This window comes from Paenibacillus sp. IHBB 3054 (assembly GCF_051594305.1).
In the GTDB taxonomy this organism is placed as follows: domain Bacteria; phylum Bacillota; class Bacilli; order Paenibacillales; family Paenibacillaceae; genus Paenibacillus_AQ.
The window spans coordinates 159,834-176,568 of sequence record NZ_JBOFBG010000010.1 but is presented as its reverse complement, the minus strand read 5'-3'; the positions used below and the strand labels follow the sequence as shown (position 1 = coordinate 176,568).

Below are 16,735 nucleotides of genomic sequence, written 5' to 3'. Positions count from 1 at the left end.
TGCACACCGCTTTCGCCTTGATAGAGCAGAAGCGGTGTTTTTTTAATCTTTCTTTCCTTATATTATCCAGTTCATTATATTATCCAGTTCATTCCTATGAAAAATGCGGGTGATCCTATTGACGACAAATCAATTGAAAACGCTTAGCTACATCACTTGCCTCACAATGTTTTTTGCCTTGCTTGGAGGCGCTGTGGTCACGAAGACGGGATCGGGACTGGAGTGCGGACATGATTGGCCGCTCTGCCACGGAAAGCTAATTCCAGCCTATACCTTGGGATCAATGATTGAGTACACCCACCGCTTGTTCAGTGGGTTGGCGGGTTTGGTGTCGTTAATATCGATGTTTGCTTTTTGGCGTTATGCCCGCAGACAGAAGGAACTGCTCGTTTATGCTGGGCTGACACTTTTTTTTGTAGTGGTACAGGGTGGAATGGGAGCGCTTGCGGTCATGCGAGCGCAGTCTGCTGCGGTGATGGCGCTGCATATGGGCTTCTCTTTAATTGCTTTTGCCAGCTCACTCATGCTCGCGCTGGGTACGAAGCGGCGGCATGAATCTAGAGCCGTAGAGGAGGCTTACGGGCAAGGGGTAAGCCGGGGGTTCCGCAACTTAACGTGGTTTACGGCGTTATATTCATATATTGTCGTTTATATCGGAGCTTATGTTAGCCACACGGATTCACAGGGGGGCTGCTCCGGCTGGCCGCTCTGCAATGGGGAATGGATTCCCGAGCTGTCTGGTGGTGTAGGCATAGTGTTTGTACACCGGGTTGCGGCGGCACTGCTGTTTGTTCTGATCGCACTGCTTGGACATTTAGCCTATTGGAAACACAGAGCATGGCCTGAGCTGCGGGCTCTGGGCGTTGCCGCGGTTGTGCTCTGCCTGCTGCAGGTACTCAGCGGTGCGGCTGTGGTGCATACGCTGTATAACGAACAATTGTACATATTTGCTGCGCTGGCCCATATTTTGCTGATTGCTGGACTGTTCGGAGTCTTGTGCTACATGAGTGTGCGTGTATGGCAGCTGAGCAGAAAGAATAAATCAAACTAAATGCAGGCAAAATGTTCGTCTGTCCTGTATCGTTAGTTCTCAGTAGAGACTGCCAATCAGACTTTGGGCACTCAGCCAGGTTTGAGGAGGAACAATAAAGTGGGATACGATAATTTGCGTCAATGGATCGAGCAGTTGAGAAAGGATAAGGATCTCGCTGTGATTGATACTCCGGTGGACCCTTATCTTGAACTGGCGGAGATTCATCGGCGTGTGGTACGGGAAGAAGGGCCGGCATTGCTCTTTACCCATGTAAAAGGAACCCCTTTTCCGGTCGCGACAAATTTATTCGGGACGGTCCGCAGGGTAAACCAGGCATTTGGGACCCGGCCCGAGCAGCTGATGAAGTCGCTGACGGGGGCGGTGGAAACTTTGCTGCCGCCCACCCCCTCGGCGATATGGAAAGAAAAAGGCCTGCTGTATGATCTGCTCAAGGTCGGCGTCAAAGATGTGCCGCAGGGTGAAGCGCCTGTGCTGGGCATATGCCGCAGTACCGACCCGCTGCAAGAATTGCCCAGAGTAACAAGCTGGCACGAGGATGGCGGGCCGCTGATCACCCTTCCGTTAGTATATACCGAGAGTATTACCAATCCGTTAAACCGTAACCTTGGAATGTACCGTGTGCAAATTTATGATGACAATACAACAGGTGTCCATTGGCAAATCCATAAAGGCGGCGGTTTTCATCACCGTGAGGCTGAATTGCTCGGTGAGGCTCTGCCAGTCTCCGTATTTCTCGGCGGCCCGCCGGCGCTGATTGCCGCAGCCATTGCTCCCCTGCCGGAGCGGCTGCCTGAACTGCTGCTGGCTTCGCTGATGCTGGGCCGTCGGCTACCCATGGTTAAGGATCCCATGGGCGGACACCGGATTCCCGCTGAATCCGAATTCGCTATCCGCGGTCTTGTAACGCCGCTGGAGCGTCGCCCGGAGGGACCTTTCGGAGATCCCTATGGATATTATTCCCGGCAGCATGATTTCCCTGTCCTGCATGTTCAGCGGATGTGGCACCGCAAGGATGCGATTTATCCGGCAAACCCCGCCAGGAGGATTATTATTTGAAGGATTTTCTTCAGCGCCTCCTGTCCCCGGCCTATCCGCTGCTGATGCCGTCAGTCAAGGCGCTGTGGTCTTATACCGAAGCCGGCTCGCATTCGCTCGCATCCGCCGTTGTGCGCGAAAGCTATTCGCGCGAAGCGCTGGCATCGGCTTTCCGCATTCTGGGAGAAGGCCAGCTGTCTTTGACCAAATTTCTGCTGCTGACGAATGAGCCGGTGGATCTTTGCGATTTCCCCAAGCTGCTGGAGACGGTACTGGAGCGTTTCGATCCGCAAACTGATCTGGTTGTGCTGAATAATACGGCTCAAGATACCTCGGATTATACCGGACACAAGCTGAACCGCGGCAGTAAAGGCGTAATGATGGGCGTCGGATCCCCGGTTCGGGTGCTTCCCCGTACCTATAATGAGGGAGTGCTTCCCGGAATTACCGGCGTTGTTCCTTATTGCGGAGGATGTTTAACGGTATCGGGTGCATCCTATATAGACGACCCTGAACTTCCGCTGAGACTGATCGCCGAACTGCGCCACAACGAAACAGAATGGCCGCTCGTCATCCTGGTGGATCACGCCGCTGAAACCGCTCAGACGCAAACCTCCTTTCTGTGGACTGTGTTCACCCGGTTTAATCCGGCGAGCGATATTTACGCAGAATCCGAGGTTAACCGCCATCACATTGGCTATAAGCTGCCGATTGTTATCGACGCCCGCATGAAGCCTGATTATCCGGATGAGCTGGAACCGTGCGGGGATATTGTGAAGGTGGTCGACCAAAAATGGAAGAACTATTTTCCGATGCTCGCAAAACTAAGTTAATGCTTCCGAAGTTAGTTTTGTACGAAGAAAAATCAGGAAGAATTGCTCACAAAACTAAGCGAATGCTTCCGAAGCGAGTTTTGTACGAAGTAGATTCAGGATGTAATGCTTACAAAACTTTGAGGAGGACAAAACATGCTGCGGATATTACTGGGAGAACCGCCGCGCGAGAACGGCGGTGTACTGGCTGAAGCCATGGACAACATGGCGAAGCTTGCAGCGATGCTGCGCAAGGAAATGAACGCGCATGAGGACCACGACCATGAATACCGCAAGCTGGAGATATGGACGCGCGGGCTGATTTCCTCCCTGGACGAGTTGGAGCAAAGCTGGTTCGCGGCAGCCTTTTACCGGAAATTGGTTGTTGCCGGTTATATGGATGATATGACGGTGATCGAGCAGGGCGATTATGCCCGGTACGTTTATTTTTATAAAAACGGCTTTATTCGTGTCTTCTCACTGCTGGACAAGCTTGGAACTGTATTGAACAGTCTGTATAATCTCAACACGACCAAGGTCAAAGCCCATTTCTCGTATTTCACCGTGTTGCGGCAATTTCAATTGCTCAAAGCGCATGCGCCGCTGGCGGAAGAACTGGAGAATATCAAGAACTCTTACCGGGAGCCGCTGCAGAATCTGCGCAAACGCCGCAACGCCGAAATTCATTATATGAATGCGGAAATGCAGGATGATCTCTGGCAAAGACATCAAGGCCTGCATGACAAAATTCAGCTTGAAGATTTGGACAGTCATCTGGAGGATTTGAAGCAGTGCCTCGAGATGGTGTGCAAATCTTTAAGCGCTTCGTTCCGTTACAGCAATGAGCAGTGGCGTAAAAACGCGGCAGCCTTGAAAGCAGGGGACGGCACCAAGTAAAACTTTCCCTTTGACAAAAAACCTGAAACTTACTATACTTAGGCATGCATTCGTTTCTCACAGAGAACGGCAACTAATTTCATATCATAATCTTATCGAGAGCGGCGGAGGGATAGGCCCGATGAAGCCCGGCAACCGATTTGTGTAACACGCGTCAATCCGCGTTTTAGATGAATGTCATGGTGCTAATTCCTACAATACCGCGCGGTTTGCGGTCTTTGGCAGATGAGAAGGCATTGTTAATAAACGCACAGGGCCTCTTGCGATCTGCAATCGATCGTAAGAGGTCTTTTTGATGTTATAGAAATAGAAATAAAGAGAGGGGGACAGCAATTGATAGAGCTAAAAGGTTTAACCAAGGTCTACGGAAAAGGCAGCAAGGCCGCTACAGCGCTCTGGGATCTGAACCTGTCCATCAAAAAAGGTGAGGTTTTTGGAGTAATCGGCCATTCCGGAGCGGGAAAAAGCACCCTAATCCGCTGCATTAACCTGCTGGAGCGTCCGACAGAGGGTGAGGTATGGGTGAACGGTGTGGATCTGACGGCGCTGAATCAGAGGCAATTGCAGGTGCAGCGGCGTAAAATCGGAATGATTTTTCAGCATTTCAATTTGCTCACTTCGGCTACGGTATACGATAATATCGCTTTTCCGCTGCGGCTGATGGGCACTCCGGGAAAAGAAATTGACCATAAAGTGAAGGAACTGATAACACTGGTTGGTCTCGAACAACATCTGAACAAATATCCTGCCCAGCTGTCCGGTGGACAGAAGCAGCGGGTGGGCGTGGCCCGTGCCTTGGCCAGTGATCCGGATGTGCTGCTATGCGACGAAGCGACCTCGGCGCTGGATCCGCAGACAACGGATTCCATCCTGCGTCTGCTGCTCGATATCAACAAGCGATTCAATCTGACGATTGTGCTGATTACGCATGAAATGCATGTCATACAGAGCATCTGTGACCGGGTCGCAGTCATTCATGGCGGCGGTATTATCGAGCAGGGGGATGTCGCAGAGGTATTCCTGAAGCCCAAGCATGAAGTAACCAAGGAGTTTATCCGTAGTGAAACTCAGCAGGACGGGCCTCTTCGGGCGGCCATTGATGCAGTGAACGGTGAATTCGGCAAGGCCGTCAAGATTACCTTTTTGGGACAAAAAACGTACGAGTCTACCTTGTCCCATGTGGCCCGCGGCACCGGGGTCAACTTTGCGATTTTGCAGGGGACAATCTCCACAATTAAAGATGTGCCTTATGGCCAACTGATTGTCCGTTTTGAAGGGTCTCCTGAAGCGGTTGAAGCCACAATCGCCGAGTTAACGGCGCAGGGGCTTGATGTGGAGGTGATTTCATAGTGGGCGGCTTGAATTTTAATACGATTAATTGGGAAGAAATGCTCGATGCTACAGTGGCTACACTAAAAATGTTGGCATTTTCCGGAATATTCACAATTATTCTTGGTTTACCACTCGGAATTGTGTTATATTTATGGGGAAGAACAAATAACATTGTTATCAGGGTTATTTACTCGGTATTATCGCTGCTTGTAAACATCCTGCGTTCCGTTCCATTTCTCATTCTAATGGTAGCATTGATTCCTTTCAGCAAGTCGATTATGGGGACTTCGATAGGTGTGCTCGGTACGATCCCGGCGCTGGTCATCGGTGCGGCTCCGTTTTTTGCCAGACTGGTGGAGACGGCACTGCGTGAGGTTGACCGGGGCGTGATTGAAGCAGCACAAGGAATGGGAGCTTCCACAGGGCAGATCGTTATGCGTGTGCTTTTGCCCGAGGCTCGTCCAGGCTTGCTTGCCGGAGTGACCATCACTCTCGTTACGCTCGTTTCCTACACCGCGATGTCGGGTATGATCGGCGGCGGCGGTCTTGGTGACCTGGCAATCCGCTACGGTTATTACCGGTATGAGAAAGAAGTTATGATTATCTCCGTAGTGCTGATGGTTATACTAGTTCAGCTGCTGCAAATGGCCGGAGACCGGCTGGTCAAATTTTTCACCCGGAAATAAGGTACGTCCATATATAGCCTTATTCATACATTTAATAAAGGGGGATTTACAGATGAAGAAAGTACTGCTCACATTTTTCAGCTTGACCTTGGTATTGGTGCTGGCTGCTTGCGGCAACAATAACAATACCAATAACGTGGCCAATTCCGCCGCAACGAATGCACCATCAACAGATGCTTCTGCAGAACCAACGACCGAACCGGCTGCAGAACCTGTAACCCTCGTGGTCGGCGCATCTCCTGTGCCGCATGCTGAAATTCTCAAGGCTATCGCTCCGCTGCTTGAAGCACAAGGCATCAAGCTGGAGATCAAAGAATTTACAGACTATATCCTGCCGAACACACAGCTTGCCGAAAAGGCACTGGATGCGAACTTCTTCCAGCACAAGCCTTACCTTGATGACCAGAACAAAAAGAACGGCTCGGATCTGGTATCGGTAACTGCTGTTCACGTTGAACCTTTCGGCGCTTATTCCAAAAAAATCAAATCGATTGACGAACTGGCTGACGGCGCGAAAGTAGCGATTCCGAACGATGCCACCAACGGTGGACGCGCACTGATCCTGCTGGCTAAAAACGGCCTGATCACCTTGAAAGACGACACTAATATCACTTCCACCAAAGCGGATATTACCGAAAACAAAAAGAAACTTGAGATCATTGAATTGGATGCAGCAATGCTGCCACGCCAGCTTGATGAAGTGGATATTGCTCTGATCAACACCAACTTTGCACTTGAAGCCGGCCTTGTTCCAACCAAAGATGCATTGTTCATTGAAGGAGCAGATTCCCCTTACGCCAACCTGCTGGTATCCCGTCCTGATAACAAGGATTCCGATGCCATCCAGAAGCTGGCTGCAGCTCTGAACTCTGCGGAAGCTAAAGCATTTATCGAAGAGAAATACGAAGGTGCGATTATCCCTGCATTTTAAGCTGCTGCCTTAGCTGACTTAACAGAATTACAACGACGGAAAACCCCGCATGCCAGAAATAGGCATGCGGGGTTTTTCGCACTCCGGTTGTTGCGAAATGTGAAATCCTCTATAATACATATAACAAGTGGAAACGGCTTCGCCGTCCTCAAAAGGACGGTATCCGTTACAGCGAGAAATAGAAGGATAATTTATAGTGTGAAGCCTATAAATTCTTATAGTTCAAAAAAATCCCGGGTCTTCTTCTCAGAAGATCCGGGATCGGTATCAAACGGGATTAGAATACTTGAACAACTTCTTCTACGCCTTCTACTTCTTCAAGGAGGGCGCGTTCGATCCCGGCTTTCAACGTGATCGTGGAGCTAGGGCAACTGCCGCAGGCACCCATAAGCTTCAACTTAACAATGCCGTCTTCAACATCGATCAGTTCGACGTCACCGCCATCGCGCTGCAGGAACGGACGAAGTTTATCGAGCACTTCCAGTACTTCATCATACATGGTGGTGCTTTGTACATTCTCACTCATTTCTCAATCACTCCTTTCGTAAGTTCATTATAGTACAAAAAGTTAAAAAATAAAATGGTTAGTGCAGAATAGGGAGAGCATCATGAGACCAATTATTGAATTTTGTGCCAGTAATATTGGCCATGGCACGGAACCGCTGAAAAAAAAGCTGGAACAAAATCCGGAATACGATGTAATTGAATACGGTTGTCTGAACAACTGCGGCGAGTGCTACCTGCAGCCATTCGCCATGGTTGACGGCGAAATTATTGAAGCAGCTTCTCCAGAGGAACTGGAAGCAGCCATCGAGGCCGCTATTAAGGAACAGGAAGCATGGGACAATCTGGAACTGGACTAGCCGAAGGTTAGTCCTATCTTTGGCCTACCTTAATTTAACCCAAAGGCCGTTTGGACATCCAAAGTACGCCGCTTTTCAGCAGACGGGGGACGCGTCCCATGACGGAGCGGCGGCCCATCAGCCCGAAACCGGCATGTTTGCCCAGGGAACCAAGCGTTCCCTTCAGCTTGATCGCATGAAGCTTCGGTGTTTCGCCGCGCCACAGCGCTTGAAGGACATGTGCTACCTGTTCCCCTTGCGCTCCGGCTGCCTGAGCACTTGGAGCGAACGGAAGACTGGCGCAGTCGCCGAGCACGTACACTTCCGGATAATCCGCTATATTGTAATATTGGTCCAGCATGATCCGGCCACTGCGGTCTTTCGCTACTTCGAGCTGCTGGACTACCCGGACCGGCTGGATTCCGGCGGTCCATACAGTAACATCAGCAGGAATAGCCTGGGTGCCATTATAGATGGCATCCTTTTCTACATGAGATACGGAAATTTTGCCCAGTGTTTCGACATGGTGTTCGCTGAACCATTCTTCCACATACTTGGACAGCTTCGCCGGAAAAGCCGACAGCACGCGTTCCCCGCGATCGAGTATAGAAATATTCAGGTCAGGACGGCTTTCACGCAGCTCTGCGGCAATTTCCACTCCGCTTAATCCCCCGCCTACAATATTAACCGTTCCATAAGGCTTCACATCATTCAGCCGGCGATACGTTTCCCGCGTTTCTGAGAAGCTCTGGATACTGCAGGTATATTGCTCTGCTCCTTGAATGCCATGATAGTTATCTGTACAGCCGAGAGCGATCGCCAGGATATCATAGGAAACCGGCTCACCGGTCTCCATGAATATCATTCTGCTCTCCAGATCAATGGAGCCTACTTCACCATATCGGACGGTCAGACGCGGATGCACGGGAAACTGGATGCGTAAATGGTAATCGTTCACCGTCCCTGCAGCAAGCGCATAATACTCCGTCTTGATTCCCTGATAAGGCATCCGGTCGATTAGGACGATCTCCATATCATGAGGGAGATGGTTGTTGAGCAGTTCTTGGATAAGGGCAAGGCCGCCGTAGCCGCCACCCAGGACGAGTAATGTTCTCATGCAGACCGATCTTCCTTTCGAGTAGTGCTCAAATATGTTTTTGCAGCTGCGAAGGACAATTTCGGTTAACTTCAGTCGTTTAATTATTCGTAAACCTTGATTTCATTGTAGAAGGTATCCCGTTCAACCGGAATCCGTCCGGCGCCTTTTACGAGCCAGATCAATTCTTCGCGTGTCAGACCTTCAGGAGTTAAAGCACCTGCGGCGTGACTGATCCGTTCTTTTAAAATCGTGCCATGCACGTCGGAAGCTCCGAAGCTTAAAGCAACTTGAGTGAGCTGTGCGCCAATATTAATGAAGTAAGCTTTAATATGGTCAATATTATCCAGCATCAAACGGCTGATCGCAATCGTCTTAAGATCTTCATACGCCGAGTTGCGGCGCATAATCCCAGCGTTTTTGTTCTTGGGCTGCATGGACAGCGGGATAAATACCATAAAACCGTTCGTTTCATCCTGCAGCTCGCGGATTTGCAGCATATGGCGGATGCGGTCCTCGTGCGATTCGATGGAGCCGTAGAGCATGGTGGTGTGCGTCTTCATGCCCATCTGATGGGCAACCCGGTGCACTTCCAGATACTCTTCGACGTTTGCTTTATCAACACGCATTTTTTTACGGTATTGGTCAGAAAGAATTTCAGCTCCGCCTCCGGTAAGCGATTGGAGTCCTGCTGCGCGCAGCTGCTCCAGTACTTCACGGATGCTGAGTCCGCTGATCCGGGTGAAGAAATCAATTTCCGCCGCAGTATAGGCTTTTAAGGTAACTTCAGGAAACCGCTCATGCAGAGCTTTCAGCGAATCAACGTAATATTGGAAGGGCACCTTATCATTATGGCCGCCGACAATATGGAATTCGCGTACGCCGGGATGAATATGCTGTTCGACATATTGCACCATTTCCTGACCGGAAAGGGTATAAGCGCCTTCTTCTCCGTCATCCTTGCGGAAATTGCAGAATGCACAGTGGGATTCGCAAACATTGGTGAAATAAAGGCTCATGTTTTCGATAAAATATACCTTGTTTCCATTCTTGCGCTGGTTGACTTCATTAGCCAGCTGGCCGATCGTGAGCAAATCGTTGCTCTCATATAAATAAACGCCGTCTTCCAAATTTAATCGTTCTCCGCCGCGAACCTTTTCGATAATGTTCGCCATTCTGGCGTCTGTGTGGGGTGTGATAAGAGTAGACATATGATTTCCTCCTGAAGGTTTGGCGAGGTGAATACACCCGCAGAATCGTAACCGAAAATTACTAAAACACGCGTTGTCCAGCGTAAAAAATGGAGGCTTTGATGGCCTCCGTGACAATTTTCCGAATTTTTACGTATATCGCTTCCCCTATTATAAACCTCTCTCCAAGGGTGAGCAACCGCTGAGACTTGAAGTATAGAGCGGATAAATCCTTTCCAATGCACCAGATATGACTTGAGGGCATGGGAAGAGTGGGGTATACTTAATTTAATATAGAAAATTACTTTTGGCCGGAAGGCTGTCATAGCATAAGAAGCAGATAGGCTAACAAACTTTCAGGAGGTTGAGATCATGATTACAATTAGTGAAACAGCTGCAGAACAACTCAAGACAATGCTGGCTGAGCAGGAGCTGCCTAACATGTTCCTTCGCCTTGGCGTAACACCGGGGGGCTGCAGCGGGTTCTCCTACGCCATGGGCTTTGACGATAACGAGAGCGAGCAGGATGTCTACCTGGATGTCGCTGATCTCAAGGTAGTTGTAAGTAAGGACGACATTCGTTATCTCAACGGTCTTGAGATTGACTTCGAAGAATCCGGTATGACCGGCGGATTCACCATTAATAACCCGAATGCCACCGCCACCTGCGGCTGCGGTTCCTCCTTCCGTACGAAGGACGATGCTGGCAAGCCTGCGGCTGAGCCTTGCTGAATGGGAAGTGTCGTTTAGTGTCAAAGATACTGAAAGAGGCGTTAATATACGCTTTGATATTTATAACTATTCCAACAGTAATCAATCTTATCTTCACACCAGAAGATGTTGCAGGCCTTTTTGATTACGGCTTTTGGGTAGGAACAGGACTTTTCCTGACAGCTTTTTTTATTGTTTTTGTAGTGGTTTTCATGGTGCTTTTGCTAAAACGTACTTTTCGCAAAACGCCAGAGAAACGTTTGTAACACCCTTCATGACGTGCAGAATGAGACTTCAAGGTTAATCGCCTTGGAGTCTTTTTGTATTTCCAATATTTAGTGTGCCTGATATACTGGAGAGCATAAATGAACCATGCGGTGCATTACTACTATTAAGGAAGTGACCTGAATTGATCATTGAAACACAACGGCTGATGATCAGGGAGTTTTCGCCCGGGGATTTTGCAGCGGTTCACAGCTACGCATCGGACCCAAGGGTAGTAGAGCATATGATGTGGGGGCCCAACATGGAAGAGGAAACAAGAGCCTATCTTCATTTAACAATCAGCCAGCAGCATCAGGAGCCGCGTAAAGTTTTTGAATTTGCAGTGGTTCTGAAAGAGACCAATCAGCTGATTGGCGGTTGCGGAATTCATACGCCTGAGCAGGGCCAGGGAGAGATAGGTTATTGCTTTAATTCCCGGTATTGGGGGCAGGGGTTTGCGGCCGAGGCGGCTTGTGCTCTAATATCTTTCGGCTTCGGGCAACTAGCTCTTCACAGAATATATGCGACCTGCCGTCCAGAGAATACAGGCTCTGCCAAAGTGCTGCAAAAGGCCGGAATGAGGGACGAGGGGCATTTGAGAGGACACAAGTGGTACAAGGGAAGTTGGCATGATTCTTACCAGTATTCCATTCTGGAGGAAGAGTACACATCAAGCAAATAATCACTTATAAGAAAGGAGCGGACACATGGAGCGATGGGAATACAAAACAATTAAATTTAAGACCGGCGGATTTTGGGGCGGCAGAGTTGATAATTCGGAATTTCAGGAGGAGCTGAATTTTTATGGTAAGGAGGGCTGGGAGCTTGTATCCTGTTTTGATACCAGCCAGGCGCAGGGGGCTTCCAGAGATATTATTGTTGTCTTTAAGAGAAAGCTGATCGGGTCGTAAAGTACGGGTATAGGCATGAACCCTCTTTTGCAGAGATATTGCCCATTACCTGCCCGTCATAGCAATTGCTTCTATATAAATTGAACTAAAGAACTACCTAGAGGCAAAAGCAGCGGAGGGGGATTTTGGAACTGGAGGAACGGTAGTGTCCGCCTGAAAGCTTTCCGTAGGAAAGCTCGCTTCGGAAGCATAACCAGTCTTCGGATTTCTACCGCTATCTGCGGTTAAAATCAAGAAATTCTTACGACAACAGCGGCCGGAAGTCCAAACATTCACCGCAGTTGCGTTCTATGCCGGCTCGGTAAGTCTAAAGTTCAACTTATATATAAGTAGTTGATAGGTCTCAGCGAATGAAGCTGTCCATCTGCACAAGCCATCCTCTCACTCCTTCATAGAGTATAGTATCTGCAATGAAGGAGTGAAACGATCGCCGCAATCAGGCCGGAAGGATAAACTTGAAGTTAATCATAAACACGATTAAAGCGGCGGCTCCCATGGAGAAGGCGATACAACTGGCGCCAAGCACTCTGCGGCGGTCTTTTATAAACTTGAAGCCGAGCGCGCAGACAAGGATGGTGGTACCCGCCAAGACAACAGACATACCAATCATAGCCACCCAATACAATACCTCGAACAATTGTGCCACTAAGGATCCCTCCTCTTACCGCTATAATACAATGAATTTTAAGATTATTCCAGTTAGTCTGCGGAGGCTCTACATCGAATCATTTCTATTGAATCGTCAAAATAACCGCGCTGTTGCCGTCGAAAAAATGATTGTCGGATGATGCGGATGAATATAGCGCAGTACGGATAAAGTCCCAGGACATACGGCCCCGGAGCCATATGCCCTTTTTTGCTGTGAACGCCTTCTTACACGGACAATCATACAGGAAGGCGGGGCCGCTCCTGAGTAATGTATAGGGTAGGCTGGGAATGCGAAAGGAGCGGGATTAAAATGGCGGGAAGACAACTGGCCAGCAAATGGCTGAAGACCGAAGCGCTGCTTAGCGATGCGCGGGTTGCCGGTTACATTCCGAGAACAAGGGAATACAGTGCTGCCGGGCTGCTTAAAATGCTGAGAAGTTATGGGAATGTTGTGATTAAACCTGTCGTAGGCGGCGGGGGTTACGGAGTAATTAAAGTGTTTCTGGACGGGCGTGGATACGGCTTCACATATATGGACAAAACACGCGTGTACGGGGATTTCTCTTCCATGAGGCAGGCGCTTGAGCGTGTGAAGGTAAGACGGAAATATTTGATGCAGCAGGGCATCTCACTGGCCCGGATTGCCGGGCGCCCGATTGATTATCGGGTTAAGGTAGTAAAGAACGGAGCTCGTTGGGAGTTTCGCTCCATGGTGGGAAGATTAGCTCGTCCGGGGCTGTTCGTGACCAACCTATGCAAGGGCGGAACGATGATGAGCTGCCGTGAAGGGCTGAGAAAATCGTTGCCCCGTAACAGAACGGCCACCAAAAAAGCGGAGATGCGGCGACTAACCTTGGTATGTACAGAGCTGATGGAACGTCATTTTCCGGGAATAGGCGAGTTGGGATTTGATTATGCTATAGATAACTCCGGGAAAATTTGGATTCTGGAAGTAAATACAAGACCACAATAATTAAACACTATTTTAAGAATTGACGATAGTAATAGTAATAAGATAGAATAGCCTTTAGTTATGCCGCTTACGAGGTAATATGAGGTAATAAATGTTAAATACTTGAACGTGACAAAAATATTTTTGCGGAATATTCTGTTGTTTGTACCTGTGCATAACTATTATCCCCATATTCCACTGCGGAGCATGGGCCTTCGCAACCCTTACTCACATATTATGCACAGGATTTCCACAGCTGGCTGTGGATAATGAGAACGCTTGTTCGAAAAATGATAGTTTGCTATGATAGATTCAGATCCAAATAAAGGAAAGGTAGGTGAACGTTATGGTTGAATTGTCGGATGAGATGTTGTTGGACTCTTATCAGAGAGCTATAGAGCTCCAATTAGAGCATGATTTCATCGCTCTTTTACTCGCTGAAATTCGCAAACGGAACTTACACTCTCCAGTACATGCGGTTCTACATTAAAGATCATAGAATATTTCTGCAACAGCTGCTTATCTTTAACCGCAAGCGGCACTAAATAGGGTATCTTTTCAAGTTGAAGTGGAATCAACCTGAAAGGATACCCTTTTATTGTGTAAGTATTGGCAGTTGGCTTAAAGCTTAAGATTGCTGCTATGTCCCGGTGAAAGCTTGGCTTCAGGGTCGATATATACCTTGGCATTGTTCACAGCAGTAGGTGCCTCACCGAATCCTACAGCAATCAGCTTCAGCTTGCCCGGATAGGTGGTAATATCGCCGGCAGCGAAGATTCCCGGAATGCTTGTTTCCATACGCGAGTCAACAACGATGGAGTTGCTCTCAATCTTAATGCCCCATTCAGCGATAGGTCCAAGAGAAGAAACAAATCCGAAATTGACGATTACGCTGTCGACTTCAATTTCCTGTGTCTCTTTGGTCTTAATATGGGACAAGGTGACCTTGGTAATAAATTCTTCACCATGCAGCTCTGTGATCTCCGAAGGGGTAATTACCTTCACCTTGGAGGCCATGAGATTCTCTACACTGTGCTCGTGGGCGCGGAATTTATCGCGGCGGTGAATCAGGGTTACCTGCTCGGCGATCGGCTCCAGCATAAGTGCCCAGTCCACTGCGGAATCCCCGCCGCCGCTGATCAGCACTTTCTTGCCTTTGAATGCATTCAAATCGTTTACAAAGTAATGCAGATTGGCTTTCTCAAAACGCTGTGCATCTGCTACCTCCAGGCGACGCGGTTCAAACGCGCCTACGCCGGCGGTAATGATGACAGCCTTGCTATGGTATTCCGCTTTATCGGTAGTGACGACGAAATGGCGTTCGTCACGTTTCTCGACTGATACGACCTTTTCTTCCAAACAGATGTTAGACTGGAACAGGTCCATTTGCCGTGAAAGGTTGTCAACCAGTTCCTGTCCGGTAATTTTGGGGAATCCTGCCACATCGTAAATATATTTTTCGGGATAAAGAGCAGCGAGTTGCCCTCCCAATTGGGGCATACTTTCAATAAGGGTTACTGATGCCTGACGCATTCCGCCGTAGAAGGCAGCAAACATGCCGGCCGGACCGCCGCCTATAATTAGAAGGTCGCTCATAGGAACGCCGGATTGCTCTAATGTCACGTAATATTACACCTCCGAGTTGATATATTCAATTTGCCATACTAGTGTACTTACTCATTATAAACATTGTGGGACCACCCTGCAAAGGCTTTAAATGACCTGAAAATTGTGACGTTTTTTTGCATGATAATATTTGATTAAAACGATACTAAGGTTTACAATGGATATGGTTATTTTAGAAATCCTTTAAGTTTAATTGGAAATTCTTCTGAATTTAAGTGTATAAATTCACAAAAGAACGCTAAATATTTTTACAAAAAATAACACATAGACAGATTTACCTGTTGGAAGGAGCCGGAACATGAGCAGTATTCCAAAAATCGTTATCCTAGGCGCGGGATATGGAGGTATTTTAACTGCCCAGCGGCTGCAGAAAGCTTTGAATTACAATGAAGCTGATGTGACGCTAGTTAACCGACATGAGTATCACTATTTCACTACCCACCTGCATATGCCCGCTGCGGGAACGGACAGCATTGAACATACACGCGTATCTATCTCCAAACTGATTGATGAATTCAAGATTGATCTCGTGAAATCTTCCGTTCAGGAAATCCGTACCCAACAGAAAAAAGTCATTCTCGAGGACGGCACGCTCTCGTATGATTACCTTGTAATCGCGCTAGGCGGCGAGCCTGAAACGTTCGGCATTCCTGGACTTGATAAATATGCGCTGACGATTCGCAGCATCAATTCGGTAAGGCTGATCCGCGAGCATATCGAATATCAATTTGCCAAATACAAGAATGAGAATAATGCACAGGAGCATATCAATTTCGTTGTGGGCGGCGCGGGTTTCAGCGGCATCGAATTTGTAGCTGAGCTGGCTGACCGTATCCCAGCGCTGTGCAAAGAATATGATGTAGATCCTAGTATGGTGAATATCTACAACGTGGAAGCGGCCCCGACGGCGCTGCCGGGCTTTGCCCCTGAGCTCGTTGAGCATGCGATGACGGTGCTTACGAAAAAGGGTGTAACCTTCAAGATCGGAGTAGCCATTAAGGAATGTCTGCCGAATGGCGTTATTCTCGCAACCGGCGAAGAAATCAAGGCCTCCACAATCGTCTGGACCGGCGGAATCCGCGGCAACCGGCTGATCGAAGCTGCCGGTTTTGAAGCGATGCGCGGACGTGTGAAGATAGATGAATATCTGCGCGCACCGGGACATGAGAATATCTTTATTATTGGCGACGGCTCCCTGATGATTAATCCGGAAGGACGCCCCTATCCGCCGACGGCACAAATTGCCATGCAGCAGGGCGAATGTTGCGCATTTAACCTGGTGGCGGCGATCCGCAGCCAGCAGCCGAAGAAGTTCTCCTTCAGCAACAAAGGCACCGTAGCCTCCCTTGGAAAAGGACAAGGTATTGCCGTTGTAGGCGATAAGACGTACAAAGGCTGGACCGCGGCGCAGCTGAAGAAGGTTGTGGATATGCGTTACCTGTTCATTATCGGCGGTATCCCTCTGGTGCTCAAAAAAGGAAGATTCCTTTAAGATGCGCCACTGCAGCGTGCAAGTTCGCGGACTGTTGACGCGTGAAGAGCTGGACCGCTATAACGGCCTGATTGAGGCCGGTTCCTATCTCGAGGATCAAAGCCGGCACGATCTGGCTTATCATGTCCAGAAGGAAATTGATGTGCTCATTCTCCCGGCAATCGAACGGTTGAAGGATAAGGGACGGGCCCGCGACCGGGCAACGGCTGAATATCTGGAGAGCTTGCGGGAAGATGACGCGGACGAATAGCAACAA

General features: G+C 48.8%; 19 protein-coding genes, 1 pseudogene and 1 riboswitch. Of the genes and pseudogenes, 15 read left to right on the top strand and 5 right to left on the bottom strand.

Going from position 1 to position 16,735, the window contains the following annotated elements; translation table 11 throughout:
- The first annotated feature begins 118 nt into the window (after nucleotides 1-118).
- The 6 genes and pseudogenes from ACQ76X_RS14215 (at nucleotide 119) to ACQ76X_RS14190 (ending at nucleotide 6,747) form a co-directional block, all read left to right on the top strand.
- Nucleotides 119-1,051: a COX15/CtaA family protein gene (locus ACQ76X_RS14215; RefSeq protein ID WP_438494656.1), complete on the top strand. Its 933-nt coding sequence runs from the start codon at nucleotides 119-121 to the stop codon at nucleotides 1,049-1,051.
- Nucleotides 1,052-1,150: 99 nt separating this feature from the next.
- Nucleotides 1,151-2,922, top strand: a pseudogene (locus ACQ76X_RS14210) (UbiD family decarboxylase).
- A 135-nt stretch (nucleotides 2,923-3,057) separates the two neighbouring features.
- Nucleotides 3,058-3,798: a Cthe_2314 family HEPN domain-containing protein gene (locus ACQ76X_RS14205; RefSeq protein ID WP_438494654.1), complete on the top strand. Its 741-nt coding sequence runs from the start codon at nucleotides 3,058-3,060 to the stop codon at nucleotides 3,796-3,798.
- Nucleotides 3,799-3,887: 89 nt separating this feature from the next.
- A riboswitch (SAM riboswitch) is annotated at nucleotides 3,888-4,030 on the top strand.
- Between the two features lie 101 nt (nucleotides 4,031-4,131).
- Nucleotides 4,132-5,148 carry a methionine ABC transporter ATP-binding protein gene (locus ACQ76X_RS14200; RefSeq protein ID WP_438494652.1) on the top strand — a complete coding sequence of 339 codons (1,017 nt, stop codon included), beginning with the start codon at nucleotides 4,132-4,134 and terminating at the stop codon, nucleotides 5,146-5,148.
- A gap of 38 nt (nucleotides 5,149-5,186) precedes the next feature.
- Nucleotides 5,187-5,816 (top strand): methionine ABC transporter permease, encoded by a 630-nt coding sequence (locus tag ACQ76X_RS14195; RefSeq protein WP_438494708.1) that lies wholly within the window; start codon nucleotides 5,187-5,189, stop codon nucleotides 5,814-5,816.
- A gap of 52 nt (nucleotides 5,817-5,868) precedes the next feature.
- On the top strand, nucleotides 5,869-6,747 hold the full coding sequence (locus tag ACQ76X_RS14190; RefSeq protein WP_438494650.1) for a MetQ/NlpA family ABC transporter substrate-binding protein: 879 nt from the start codon (nucleotides 5,869-5,871) through the stop codon (nucleotides 6,745-6,747).
- A gap of 277 nt (nucleotides 6,748-7,024) precedes the next feature.
- Here ACQ76X_RS14190 and ACQ76X_RS14185 read toward each other — a convergent pair whose 3' ends face one another.
- Entirely contained in the window at nucleotides 7,025-7,273 is a 249-nt protein-coding gene (locus ACQ76X_RS14185) for a NifU family protein (RefSeq protein WP_038596139.1), read from the bottom strand.
- An 82-nt stretch (nucleotides 7,274-7,355) separates the two neighbouring features.
- Here ACQ76X_RS14185 and ACQ76X_RS14180 point away from each other — a divergent pair, with 82 nt between their 5' ends.
- Entirely contained in the window at nucleotides 7,356-7,610 is a 255-nt protein-coding gene (locus tag ACQ76X_RS14180) for a YuzB family protein (RefSeq protein WP_038596137.1), read from the top strand.
- Nucleotides 7,611-7,644: 34 nt separating this feature from the next.
- Here the strand turns inward: ACQ76X_RS14180 and ACQ76X_RS14175 are convergent, their stop codons facing one another.
- Both ACQ76X_RS14175 and mqnE read right to left on the bottom strand, forming a co-directional pair.
- Nucleotides 7,645-8,706: an NAD(P)/FAD-dependent oxidoreductase gene (locus tag ACQ76X_RS14175; RefSeq protein ID WP_076112517.1), complete on the bottom strand. Its 1,062-nt coding sequence runs from the start codon at nucleotides 8,704-8,706 to the stop codon at nucleotides 7,645-7,647.
- A gap of 83 nt (nucleotides 8,707-8,789) precedes the next feature.
- Entirely contained in the window at nucleotides 8,790-9,896 is a 1,107-nt protein-coding gene (mqnE, locus tag ACQ76X_RS14170; protein WP_038596132.1) for an aminofutalosine synthase MqnE, read from the bottom strand.
- A gap of 351 nt (nucleotides 9,897-10,247) precedes the next feature.
- Here mqnE and ACQ76X_RS14165 point away from each other — a divergent pair, with 351 nt between their 5' ends.
- The 4 genes from ACQ76X_RS14165 (at nucleotide 10,248) to ACQ76X_RS14150 (ending at nucleotide 11,761) form a co-directional block, all read left to right on the top strand.
- Nucleotides 10,248-10,607: a HesB/IscA family protein gene (locus ACQ76X_RS14165; protein ID WP_038596130.1), complete on the top strand. Its 360-nt coding sequence runs from the start codon at nucleotides 10,248-10,250 to the stop codon at nucleotides 10,605-10,607.
- Nucleotides 10,608-10,624: 17 nt separating this feature from the next.
- Entirely contained in the window at nucleotides 10,625-10,852 is a 228-nt protein-coding gene (locus ACQ76X_RS14160) for a hypothetical protein (RefSeq protein WP_438494647.1), read from the top strand.
- Between the two features lie 143 nt (nucleotides 10,853-10,995).
- Nucleotides 10,996-11,532, top strand: a complete 537-nt coding sequence (locus ACQ76X_RS14155) for a GNAT family N-acetyltransferase (RefSeq protein ID WP_438494645.1) — start codon at nucleotides 10,996-10,998, stop codon at nucleotides 11,530-11,532.
- A 25-nt stretch (nucleotides 11,533-11,557) separates the two neighbouring features.
- Nucleotides 11,558-11,761 carry a DUF4177 domain-containing protein gene (locus ACQ76X_RS14150; protein ID WP_438494643.1) on the top strand — a complete coding sequence of 68 codons (204 nt, stop codon included), beginning with the start codon at nucleotides 11,558-11,560 and terminating at the stop codon, nucleotides 11,759-11,761.
- Nucleotides 11,762-12,197: 436 nt separating this feature from the next.
- On the opposite strand, the gene ACQ76X_RS14145 is transcribed toward ACQ76X_RS14150, so the two are convergent.
- A complete protein-coding gene (locus tag ACQ76X_RS14145; RefSeq protein WP_076112514.1) occupies nucleotides 12,198-12,407 on the bottom strand; it encodes a hypothetical protein in 210 nt (69 codons plus the stop codon).
- Between the two features lie 312 nt (nucleotides 12,408-12,719).
- Here ACQ76X_RS14145 and ACQ76X_RS14140 point away from each other — a divergent pair, with 312 nt between their 5' ends.
- Both ACQ76X_RS14140 and ACQ76X_RS14135 read left to right on the top strand, forming a co-directional pair.
- Nucleotides 12,720-13,382, top strand: a complete 663-nt coding sequence (locus tag ACQ76X_RS14140) for a YheC/YheD family protein (protein WP_038596121.1) — start codon at nucleotides 12,720-12,722, stop codon at nucleotides 13,380-13,382.
- A 325-nt stretch (nucleotides 13,383-13,707) separates the two neighbouring features.
- Nucleotides 13,708-13,851, top strand: a complete 144-nt coding sequence (locus ACQ76X_RS14135) for a sporulation histidine kinase inhibitor Sda (RefSeq protein WP_076112513.1) — start codon at nucleotides 13,708-13,710, stop codon at nucleotides 13,849-13,851.
- A 131-nt stretch (nucleotides 13,852-13,982) separates the two neighbouring features.
- On the opposite strand, the gene ACQ76X_RS14130 is transcribed toward ACQ76X_RS14135, so the two are convergent.
- Complete coding sequence (locus ACQ76X_RS14130; protein ID WP_438494706.1) at nucleotides 13,983-14,957, bottom strand: NAD(P)/FAD-dependent oxidoreductase; 975 nt, start codon at nucleotides 14,955-14,957, stop codon at nucleotides 13,983-13,985.
- 328 nt (nucleotides 14,958-15,285) lie between these two features.
- On the opposite strand from ACQ76X_RS14130, the gene ACQ76X_RS14125 reads away from it, so the two are divergent.
- Nucleotides 15,286-16,479 (top strand): NAD(P)/FAD-dependent oxidoreductase, encoded by a 1,194-nt coding sequence (locus tag ACQ76X_RS14125; protein WP_038596116.1) that lies wholly within the window; start codon nucleotides 15,286-15,288, stop codon nucleotides 16,477-16,479.
- A gap of 1 nt (nucleotide 16,480) precedes the next feature.
- Nucleotides 16,481-16,729 (top strand): hypothetical protein, encoded by a 249-nt coding sequence (locus tag ACQ76X_RS14120; RefSeq protein WP_438494640.1) that lies wholly within the window; start codon nucleotides 16,481-16,483, stop codon nucleotides 16,727-16,729.
- Nucleotides 16,730-16,735: the final 6 nt, after the last annotated feature.

Excerpts from the sequence above, each read along its gene's own strand:
- ACQ76X_RS14205 (WP_438494654.1), top strand. The coding sequence starts at position 3,058 with ATGCTGCGGATATTACTGGGAGAACCGCCGCGCGAGAACGGCGGTGTA.
- ACQ76X_RS14195 (WP_438494708.1), top strand. The coding sequence starts at position 5,187 with ATGCTCGATGCTACAGTGGCTACACTAAAAATGTTGGCATTTTCCGGA.
- ACQ76X_RS14190 (WP_438494650.1), top strand. The coding sequence starts at position 5,869 with ATGAAGAAAGTACTGCTCACATTTTTCAGCTTGACCTTGGTATTGGTG.
- ACQ76X_RS14185 (WP_038596139.1), bottom strand. The coding sequence starts at position 7,273 with ATGAGTGAGAATGTACAAAGCACCACCATGTATGATGAAGTACTGGAA.
- ACQ76X_RS14180 (WP_038596137.1), top strand. The coding sequence starts at position 7,356 with ATGAGACCAATTATTGAATTTTGTGCCAGTAATATTGGCCATGGCACG.
- ACQ76X_RS14175 (WP_076112517.1), bottom strand. The coding sequence starts at position 8,706 with ATGAGAACATTACTCGTCCTGGGTGGCGGCTACGGCGGCCTTGCCCTT.
- mqnE (WP_038596132.1), bottom strand. The coding sequence starts at position 9,896 with ATGTCTACTCTTATCACACCCCACACAGACGCCAGAATGGCGAACATT.
- ACQ76X_RS14165 (WP_038596130.1), top strand. The coding sequence starts at position 10,248 with ATGATTACAATTAGTGAAACAGCTGCAGAACAACTCAAGACAATGCTG.
- ACQ76X_RS14150 (WP_438494643.1), top strand. The coding sequence starts at position 11,558 with ATGGAGCGATGGGAATACAAAACAATTAAATTTAAGACCGGCGGATTT.
- ACQ76X_RS14140 (WP_038596121.1), top strand. The coding sequence starts at position 12,720 with ATGGCGGGAAGACAACTGGCCAGCAAATGGCTGAAGACCGAAGCGCTG.
- ACQ76X_RS14135 (WP_076112513.1), top strand. The coding sequence starts at position 13,708 with ATGGTTGAATTGTCGGATGAGATGTTGTTGGACTCTTATCAGAGAGCT.
- ACQ76X_RS14130 (WP_438494706.1), bottom strand. The coding sequence starts at position 14,957 with ATGAGCGACCTTCTAATTATAGGCGGCGGTCCGGCCGGCATGTTTGCT.
- ACQ76X_RS14125 (WP_038596116.1), top strand. The coding sequence starts at position 15,286 with ATGAGCAGTATTCCAAAAATCGTTATCCTAGGCGCGGGATATGGAGGT.
- ACQ76X_RS14120 (WP_438494640.1), top strand. The coding sequence starts at position 16,481 with ATGCGCCACTGCAGCGTGCAAGTTCGCGGACTGTTGACGCGTGAAGAG.